Below are 8,135 nucleotides of genomic sequence, written 5' to 3'. Positions count from 1 at the left end.
ACTTGCCGAGCACGACGCCGAACAGCACGTCCGCGCCCGAGGCCTTCAGGGTCGAGAGCTGGGAGCTGATCGTCGGCGCGCTGGTCTCGTAGGTCTGCTCCGCGATGATCATGCTGGCGGCCTTGTCACCGAGCGCGCGCTTGAAGCCGGCGACATAGTCGCGGCCGAAATCGTCGTTTTGGGACAGGATGGCGATCTTCGCGCCGGGCTTGGTGCGGAGCACGTGCTTGGCATAGACCACGCCCTCGGACTCGTAGGCGGCCATGCCGGGCATGGTCCACGGATATTTCTGCGGCTCGGCCCATTTCGTCGCGCCGGAGAGCACGAATAGCTGCGGAACCTTCTTGCCGTTGAGATAGCGCTGCACCGCGCTGTTTGTGGCGGTGCCGAGCGAGCCGAACATCATCAGCACCTCGTCCTGCTCGACCAGCTTGCGGGTCTGCTCCACCGTCTTCGGCGGCGAATAGGCATCGTCCAACGTGATGAACTTGACCTTGCGGCCGTTGATGCCGCCCTCGGCGTTGATCTTCTCGAAGAAGGCCTCCTGGGTCCGTCCGATCGCCCCGAAGCCGGATGCCGGACCGCTATAGGGCAGGGTCTGTCCAATGCGGATTTCGTCGGTGCCCCCGGCATGGGCGCCACCGCTGGCGATGGCCAGCAGGGACATGCCAATCAGTGCGGCTGCCAGCTTCATGATGTCCTCCCGTGTCTTGTTGCAAGTCCAAAACGTCAGGCGCTCGCGCGCATCAGGAATTCGCGCCTTGCCTGGTCGAATTCACCCTTCATGCGGTCGACCAGCTCGGCGACCGGCGGGGCGTCGGTGATCTGGCCGATGCCCTGGCCCGATCCCCAGATGTCGCGCCACGCTTTCGATTTCATGTTGCCGCCGGAACCGAAGTTCATTTTGGATTTGTCGGCGGCGGGGAGATTGTCAGGATCCAGCCCCGCAGCCGCGATCGACGGTCCCAGATAGTTGCCGTGCACGCCGGTGAACAGATTGGTGTAGACGATGTCGTGCGCGGCGTGCTGCGTCAGCGCGGACTTGTAGGCTTCGTCGGCATTGGCTTCCTGCGTCGCGATGAACCGCGTGCCCATATAAGCGAGGTCGGCACCGAGCGTCAGCGCGGATGCGATGCCGAAACCATCGCTGATCGCGCCCGACAGCAGGATCGCGCCGCCGAACCATTGCTTCACCTCGCGCACCAGCGCGAAGGGCGACAGCGTGCCGGCGTGTCCGCCCGCACCGGCGCAGACCAGGATCAGGCCGTCGACGCCCTGCTCGGCGGCCTTGCGCGCGTGCTTGACGTTGATGACGTCGTGGAACACCAGCCCGCCATAGGAATGCGCGGCCTCGACGATTTCCGCCGGCGGCCGCAGCGAGGTGATGATGATGGGGGCCTTGTGCTTCACACAGGTCTCCATGTCCTTCATCAGCCGGTCGTTGGAGGCATGGCAGATCTGGTTGACCGCGTAGGGCGCGACCTTCTTGCCGGGATTGCGCGATTTGTATTCGCCGAGTTCGTCCTCGATGCGGCTCAGCCATTCGTCCAGCTTCTCGACCGGGCGGGCATTGAGCGCAGGAAAGGAGCCGACCACGCCCGCCTTGCACTGGGCGATCACCAGCTCCGGCCCGGAGACGATGAAGAGGGGCGAGCCGACCACGGGCAGCTCGAGTGCGTTCTTGAGCAAGGCGGGCAATGCCATCCGATCCTCCTGACGACGCGCCGCGCCCAGCCCTTTAGGGTCGAAGGTGAGCGCTTCCATTGTCGATTGTCGCACTGGCGGTGATCTCCCGCCTCGCGTTTGATCCCATTATAGAGTTGGACGGCGTGTCCGGGATCGTTCAAGATTGAACATCCACGTATTCAATTTTGAACGGAGCCGCCGGTGGACTGGGATCTCTGCAAGACCTTCGTGGCCGTGGCGGATACCGGCAGTTTCACTGCGGCTGCACGGCGGCTGCACGCCAGCCATCCGACTGTCAGCCGCAAAATCGCTGCGCTGGAGACGCAGCTTGGCACCAAGTTGCTGGCTCGCGCGGCCGAGGGCTTCGTGCTCACCGCTGCCGGCCGCACGCTGCGCGAGCATACGGAGGCCATGGCGGCCGCCGCGCTGCGGGCCGAGGCCGCGGTCGGCGCCGGCGGGCACAATGCGCGCGGCACGGTCAAGCTGTCGGTCGGGGCGACGCTGGCCTCGCACTGGCTGATGCCGCGGCTGCGCGCCTTTCTGAGCGCGCATGATTACATCCGGCTCGAGATCATCACGCATCCGTTTCCGGCCAGCGTGCGGCGCCGCGAAGCCGACGTGGTGCTGCGTCCGGTGGACAGCGGCGAGGAAAACCTGGTCGGCCGCAAGATCGGCCGCCTCGGCACCGGCTTCTATGCCTCGCGCGATTATGCCGCGGGACGGTCCTTGCCGGAGCGCAGCGGCGAGTGGAAAGGGCACAGCATCGTCGGCTTTGCCGATCAGGACTCCAACGCGCAACTGGCCCGATGGAGCGACAGGATCACGCGCCAGGGCACGATCGTGATGCGCTGCTCGTCGCAAGGCGACATGCTGGCGGCCGTGCGCGCAGGGATCGGAATCTCCGCGCTGTCCTGCTTCGTCGCGGAAAGCTATCCCGACCTCGTGCGCGTCGCTCCGCGAAAGCTCGCCAGCGTGGCCGACCTGTGGCTGCTGGCTCATCCCGACCTCGTCGACCTTCCAGCGGTGCGGGCCGTGGTCGAATTCGTGGCCGCATGTGCCCGCGCCGATCGCGAGCGGCTGCGCGGCTAGGTCGATCCCGCCAGCACGCCCTCACGCTTCCTCACCGCGCGATAATAGCCCCACCACAGATGCGCCGCCGCGCCGCGCAGCGGACGCCAGGGCTCGGCGATCGGCGCCATCTGCTTCTCCGTCGGGCGCGCTTTTAGGCCGAGCCCGATGCGGATGCTCTCCTGGACCGCAAGGTCGCCGGCCGGCCAGGCATCGCCATGGCCGAGGCAGAACAACAGGTCGGCGGTCCAGGGGCCGATGCCAGGCAACGCAATCAGAGTGTGATGCGCGGCATCGGCATCTTCCTCCGCAAGCACGTCGAGATTCAACCGCTCCGAGGCAATCTCGCGGGCGAGATGCTTGAGCGTCTTGATCTTGGCGGCGGAAAGGCCAAGCCGTCCGAGCCGGTCGGTGCGAGCGCGGCGCACCGCGTCATGGTCGAACGGATCGAAGGCCGCCGACAGCCGCCCCCAGATCGCGGCGGCGCTGGCAGTGGAAAGCTGCTGCCCGCAGACGATGTGCGCGAGTCCCGCAAAGCCCGGCTCGCGCCGCCGCAGCGCCGGCATGCCCGCGATCTCGAGCACGGGCTTAAGGCGCGGATCGCGCTTGATCAGCGCAAGGACGGCTTCTTCGAGATCGGACTGGGTTTCGAGGTGGATGGTCATGGTGTTTCAACTCGTCATGCGCGGGCTTGACCCGCGCATCCATCTCCTATCGTAACAGAGTCCTTGGAAGATGGATGGCCGGGTCGAGCCGGCCATGACAAGCCTCGTGAGAATCCATGCCACCCGTTTTCCGGTTTGCCCCCAGCCCGAACGGCTTTCTGCATCTCGGCCACGCCTATTCCGCGCTGCTCAACTTCGATCGCGCGCGGGAAACCGGCGGGCGGCTGTTGCTGCGGATCGAGGACATCGACATGACGCGCTGCCGGCCGGAGTTCGAGGCGGCGATGTACGAGGATCTCGCCTGGCTTGGGATTGCCTGGGAGACGCCGGTGCGGCGGCAGTCGGAGTATCTCGCCGATTATCGCGGGGCGCTGGATAAGCTCTCTGCGCTCGGCCTCGTCTATCCCGCTTTCGAAAGCCGGGCCGAGATCGCACGGCTGGTGGCGGCGCGCGAGGCCGACGGGCCGTGGCCGCGCGATCCGGATGGCGCGCCGCTCTATCCCGGCGATGCGAAGTCGCTCTCCGCTGCCGAGCGCGACAGACTCATCGATACGGGCATGCCTTACGCCCTGCGGCTCGACATGGCAGCCGCCTGCCGCCGCACCGGCGGTCTGAGCTGGAAGGAATTGGGCGAGGGGCCGGACGGCGAGCGTGGCATGGTGCCGGCGCGGCCGGAGGCGTGGGGCGACGTGATCTTGGCCCGCAAGGAGACGCCGACCAGCTACCATCTCTCGGTTGCCGTCGACGACGCGCTCCAGGGCGTCAGCGAGGTCGTGCGCGGTCAGGACCTGTTTCACGCCACCGCGGTGCACCGCCTGCTCCAGGTCCTGCTCGGCCTGCCTGCCCCCGTCTACCGCCATCACCGGCTGATTCGCGACGACGCGGGACGGAAGCTGTCGAAATCCAGCCGCTCGACCGGACTGCGCGAATTGCGCGCGGCCGGCCTCACGCCCGCCGGCATCCGCCAGCTGGTGGGATTAGGTTAAGTTTCTCTGGGGGTTAGCAAAACGCCGCCGTGACTCCAGGTGTTCCTCCGTGCCATGCTCGGACAGCGCGGGGTTCGAAGAGGGTACTTCGAAGGGGATCTATGGCGGCGAAAACGCGCCCAGTGCGCACCACGCGGACGTCCAGGCGACCGCCTCGGAAGCCGTCCGGGGCGGCCGGCCGGCTGCGAAAGCGCAGCAGCAAGGCGGTCACGCCTGACGTGGTCCAGGCGGCGCTCGCCGCCTTTGCTCATGAGGTGCGTACCCCCCTGACCGGCATTCTGGCGATCAGCGACCTGCTCGCGACCTCCGATCTCGGCGAGCGGGAGCGGCGCTGGGCCGATACCATCAAGGCCGGCGCCGAGCATCTGGCGAGCCTCGCCACGCTGTTCGTGGACGCTGCCCGAACCGGCAAGGGAACGGGGAAGGGCGGCAGTACGCTGCGGCAGGACCTGTTCGATTTGCGAGCGCTTGCCCGCAGCGCCGGCGATTCGCTGGCCGGCCGCGCCGCGGCCAAAGGTCTCCAGGCCGATGTTCAGATCTCCGAAAAACTTCCCGGCCTCGTGGTCGGCGATTCCGTCCGCCTGCGTGCCGCGCTCGAGAACCTGATCGACAACGCCGTGAAATTCACCGACCAGGGCGGCGTGGCGCTCGCCGTCGAGCCGTGGCGCCCCGGCAAGGGCAAAGCGAAGGGCAGGGTCGGCGTCGCCTTCTCCGTGTCCGACAGCGGCATCGGCCTGACCATGGCCGAGATCAAGCGGCTGTTCCGCCCGTTCACCCAGGCCAATGTCACCATCGCCGCCCGCTTCGGCGGCGCCGGCCTCGGGCTCTCCTCGGTCAAGCAATTGGCGCGCGCGATGGGCGGCGACATCACCGTCGCTGCGCGCCGTGGCGGCGGCGCCACCTTCACGCTAACGGTGTCGCTGGATGAGGCAGAACCGGGCAAGTCCCGCAAGGCGAATGACGGCAGCGGGCCTGATAGGGTGCCCGCTCTTCGCGTGCTCAGCGTCGAGGACAACCCATTCGGCCGCGTCGTGCTCAACACGATCCTGACCGAGCTTGGCCATCAAGCCGAGTTCATCGGGCGCGGCGAGGATGCCGTGAACCGGCTGGAGCTGGGCGCGTTTGACGCGGTGCTGATGGACATGGTGCTGCCAGGGATCGACGGCATCGAGGCCATCCGGCGGATCCGCGCGCTGGCGACGCCGCTCGCCCGGATTCCGATCATCGGCGTATCCGGCCGCGGCGAGGACGAGGCTGCCTCGCGCGAGGCCGGTGCCGACGCCTTCCTGGTCAAGCCTGTGTCTCCGAGGGCTTTAGCGACTGCGCTGCTTGAAGCGACACGCCGTGAGGAAGCCGCGACTTGATGATCGCGGCGTTGAGCTCGCCGCCGTAAACGAAGATCGCGGCGATGAAATACAGGAACACCAACGCGATGATCACCGAGGCCAGGCCCGCATACATCGTCACGTAGTTGTTGGCGAAGCGGGCCAGATATTGCCCGAACACGATGCTCGAGATCAGCGACGCCACGATGGTGAAGACGATGCCGGGCAATATCTGCAGGAAGCTGCGCCGTCCCGCCGGCAGCCAGGCGTGCAGGATGAGCAGTGCGATCACCAGCGCGCCGATGGAGATGCCGTAGCGCACCCAGGTGAGAATGCTCTCGTTGGATTCGACGAACAGCGGAATGTGGCGCCGCGCCGCCTCGATAATGAGCGGACCGAGCACGATCAGGAACGCCATGGCGAGCGCCGTGAAGGCCGCAATGATCGTATAGGCAATCGATTCCAGCCGGAGCCAGTACCAGCTTCGCATCTCCACCACCGCGTAGGCGCGGTTGAGCGCGACCCGCAGCGCCTCGACGCCGTTTGAGGCGAAATAGACCGACAGCGCCGCGCCGATCGTCAAAAGGCCGGTCCGGGTCGTGGTCAGCACGTCATGCACCTCGCCCGAGATCGAATCGGCGACTTGCTTGGGCCAAACCTGGAGCATCAGGCTGGCGGCCTGGTCGGCGAGTTCCTTGGAGCCGAAGAAGCCGGCGAGCGAGGTCAGCACGATCAGGAACGGGAACAGCGCCATCAGCGTCGACAGCGCGATGTGGCTCGCGATCGCCCAGCCGTCATCGGCCAGGAAGGTGTAGAACGCGTCCATCGCGACGACGTAAATGTAGCGGATCGCTCTCACCTGGCACCTACACCGCTGCTCTTTCGCCCTGCGTGCAGGGAGAAATCGGGAGAACAGGCAATGGGCGCAAATCGGAAACCATCTCGCTACCATCTGATATTATTGACCCAAAAGCCAGTTCGCGAAGTGCCGCGCTGTCATTCCGGGGCGCGCGCAGCGCGAGCCCGGAATGACGAATCGGGGAGATGGCGGAGCGCCGCACGCGGTGTTATCTAGCCCCGATGGCATCTCTCCTCAGTACTTTCATCCTGCCGGCCGCCGCCGGCGCCGTGGCGCTGGTGCTGCTGCTCGGGCTCATCAACATGATGCGCGGCGGTTCGCCCAACACCTCCCAGAAGCTGATGCGCTGGCGCGTGCTGCTGCAGTTCGTGGCGATCATCATCGCAATGGCGGCGATCTGGGCGATGGGGCGCTGACCATGGTCGTATTGAACCGCATCTACACGAAGACAGGCGACGACGGCACCACTGCGCTCGGAACCGGCGAGCGGCGCCCAAAATACGATCTGCGCATCGAAGCCTACGGCACCGTCGACGAAACCAACGCCGCGATCGGCGTGGTCAGGCTCCACACCCAAGCCGTGCCGGAGCTCGACGCGATGCTCGGCCGCATCCAGAACGATCTGTTCGACCTCGGCGCCGATCTCGCGGTGCCCGAGCGGGAGGGCAAAGCCGAGCGGCTGCGGGTGGTGGCGAGTCAGGTCGAGCGGCTCGAGCGCGACATCGACATGCTTAACGACCAGCTCGCGCCGCTGACCTCTTTCGTGCTTCCCGGCGGTACGCCGGCTGCGGCTTACCTCCACGTCGCGCGCACAATATGCCGCAGGGCGGAACGCGTGATGGTGGAACTGGCGGCCCGTCCCGGCGAGCCAGTCAACGCGGCTGGCATCCACTATATGAATCGCCTGTCCGACTTCCTGTTCGTGGCGAGCCGGACGGCTAACGGCAATGGCGCCGGCGACGTGCTCTGGGTTCCCGGACAGAACCGCTGACCCATCGTGCGCCCGCATTTCAGAAGGCCAAAATTAGGCCCGTTCGCGCGTTGACCGGGGCAGATCAGGCCTTTAGGTTCCGCGCCAGTTGATAACCCCCCTCCCAAATTGAGTGAAAGAGGATCGATGAAGGTCTTAGTGCCGGTAAAGCGGGTGGTCGATTACAACGTCAAGGTCCGCGTCAAGGGCGATGGATCGGGCGTTGAACTCGCCAACGTCAAGATGTCGATGAACCCGTTCGACGAAATCGCGGTCGAGGAAGCGCTGCGCCTGAAGGAAGCCGGCAAGGCGACCGAGGTCGTGGTGGTCTCCATCGGGCCGGCGCAGGCGTCGGAGACGATCCGCACGGGTCTTGCCATGGGTGCCGACCGCGGCATCCTGGTGAAGGCGGAAGGCATCGTCGAGCCGCTCGCCGTTGCCAAGATCCTGAAGAAGGTTGCGGACGAAGAGCAGCCGGGCCTGATCATTCTCGGCAAGCAGGCGATCGACGACGACTCGAACCAGACCGGCCAGATGCTGGCCGCGTTGCTCGGCTGGTCGCAGGCGACCTTCGCC

The 8,135-nt window shown here is 66.3% G+C and carries 10 protein-coding genes; 6 read left to right on the top strand and 4 right to left on the bottom strand.

From position 1 onward, the window contains the following. Together JHD07_RS26725 and JHD07_RS26720 are read right to left on the bottom strand one after the other, a co-directional pair. Window positions 1-694 (bottom strand): ABC transporter substrate-binding protein (locus JHD07_RS26725; RefSeq protein WP_291627486.1); only part of this gene is annotated, 694 nt, incomplete at its 3' end. A gap of 35 nt (window positions 695-729) precedes the next feature. Next, window positions 730-1,704 carry a nitronate monooxygenase family protein gene (locus JHD07_RS26720; protein WP_291627484.1) on the bottom strand — a complete coding sequence of 325 codons (975 nt, stop codon included), beginning with the start codon at window positions 1,702-1,704 and terminating at the stop codon, window positions 730-732. Window positions 1,705-1,887: 183 nt separating this feature from the next. Here JHD07_RS26720 and JHD07_RS26715 point away from each other — a divergent pair, with 183 nt between their 5' ends. Beyond that, a complete protein-coding gene (locus JHD07_RS26715) occupies window positions 1,888-2,775 on the top strand; it encodes a LysR family transcriptional regulator (protein ID WP_291627482.1) in 888 nt (295 codons plus the stop codon). On the opposite strand, the gene JHD07_RS26710 is transcribed toward JHD07_RS26715, so the two are convergent. Continuing rightward, window positions 2,772-3,419 (bottom strand): DNA-3-methyladenine glycosylase 2 family protein, encoded by a 648-nt coding sequence (locus JHD07_RS26710; protein ID WP_291627480.1) that lies wholly within the window; start codon window positions 3,417-3,419, stop codon window positions 2,772-2,774. The genes JHD07_RS26715 and JHD07_RS26710 overlap by 4 nt on opposite strands. A gap of 116 nt (window positions 3,420-3,535) precedes the next feature. Between JHD07_RS26710 and gluQRS the strand changes: the two genes are divergently transcribed. Both gluQRS and JHD07_RS26700 read left to right on the top strand, forming a co-directional pair. Further along, window positions 3,536-4,405: a tRNA glutamyl-Q(34) synthetase GluQRS gene (gene gluQRS / locus JHD07_RS26705; protein ID WP_291627478.1), complete on the top strand. Its 870-nt coding sequence runs from the start codon at window positions 3,536-3,538 to the stop codon at window positions 4,403-4,405. 101 nt (window positions 4,406-4,506) lie between these two features. Then, entirely contained in the window at window positions 4,507-5,769 is a 1,263-nt protein-coding gene (locus tag JHD07_RS26700) for an ATP-binding protein (protein ID WP_291627477.1), read from the top strand. On the opposite strand, the gene JHD07_RS26695 is transcribed toward JHD07_RS26700, so the two are convergent. Continuing rightward, complete coding sequence (locus tag JHD07_RS26695) at window positions 5,696-6,589, bottom strand: YihY/virulence factor BrkB family protein (RefSeq protein ID WP_291627475.1); 894 nt, start codon at window positions 6,587-6,589, stop codon at window positions 5,696-5,698. The genes JHD07_RS26700 and JHD07_RS26695 overlap by 74 nt on opposite strands. Before the next feature lie 221 nt (window positions 6,590-6,810). Here JHD07_RS26695 and JHD07_RS26690 point away from each other — a divergent pair, with 221 nt between their 5' ends. From JHD07_RS26690 to JHD07_RS26680, 3 genes are all read left to right on the top strand, one after another. Next, window positions 6,811-7,005: a twin transmembrane helix small protein gene (locus tag JHD07_RS26690; RefSeq protein ID WP_291627473.1), complete on the top strand. Its 195-nt coding sequence runs from the start codon at window positions 6,811-6,813 to the stop codon at window positions 7,003-7,005. Window positions 7,006-7,007: 2 nt separating this feature from the next. Further along, window positions 7,008-7,580, top strand: coding sequence for a cob(I)yrinic acid a,c-diamide adenosyltransferase (locus JHD07_RS26685; RefSeq protein WP_291627471.1), 573 nt, complete (start codon window positions 7,008-7,010; stop codon window positions 7,578-7,580). A gap of 126 nt (window positions 7,581-7,706) precedes the next feature. Beyond that, a partial coding sequence (locus JHD07_RS26680; RefSeq protein ID WP_291627469.1) for an electron transfer flavoprotein subunit beta/FixA family protein occupies window positions 7,707-8,135 on the top strand: 429 nt, incomplete at its 3' end.

The organism is Bradyrhizobium sp. (assembly GCF_016462955.1).
Classification (GTDB): Bacteria; Pseudomonadota; Alphaproteobacteria; order Rhizobiales; family Xanthobacteraceae; genus Bradyrhizobium.
This window is presented reverse-complemented; position numbering and strand designations above follow the sequence as displayed.

What these genes read in the sequence shown, in the direction of transcription:
- gluQRS (WP_291627478.1), top strand. Translation starts at nt 3,536, where the DNA reads ATGCCACCCGTTTTCCGGTTTGCCCCCAGCCCGAACGGCTTTCTGCAT.
- JHD07_RS26690 (WP_291627473.1), top strand. Translation starts at nt 6,811, where the DNA reads ATGGCATCTCTCCTCAGTACTTTCATCCTGCCGGCCGCCGCCGGCGCC.
- JHD07_RS26710 (WP_291627480.1), bottom strand. Translation starts at nt 3,419, where the DNA reads ATGACCATCCACCTCGAAACCCAGTCCGATCTCGAAGAAGCCGTCCTT.
- JHD07_RS26685 (WP_291627471.1), top strand. Translation starts at nt 7,008, where the DNA reads ATGGTCGTATTGAACCGCATCTACACGAAGACAGGCGACGACGGCACC.
- JHD07_RS26700 (WP_291627477.1), top strand. Translation starts at nt 4,507, where the DNA reads ATGGCGGCGAAAACGCGCCCAGTGCGCACCACGCGGACGTCCAGGCGA.
- JHD07_RS26720 (WP_291627484.1), bottom strand. Translation starts at nt 1,704, where the DNA reads ATGGCATTGCCCGCCTTGCTCAAGAACGCACTCGAGCTGCCCGTGGTC.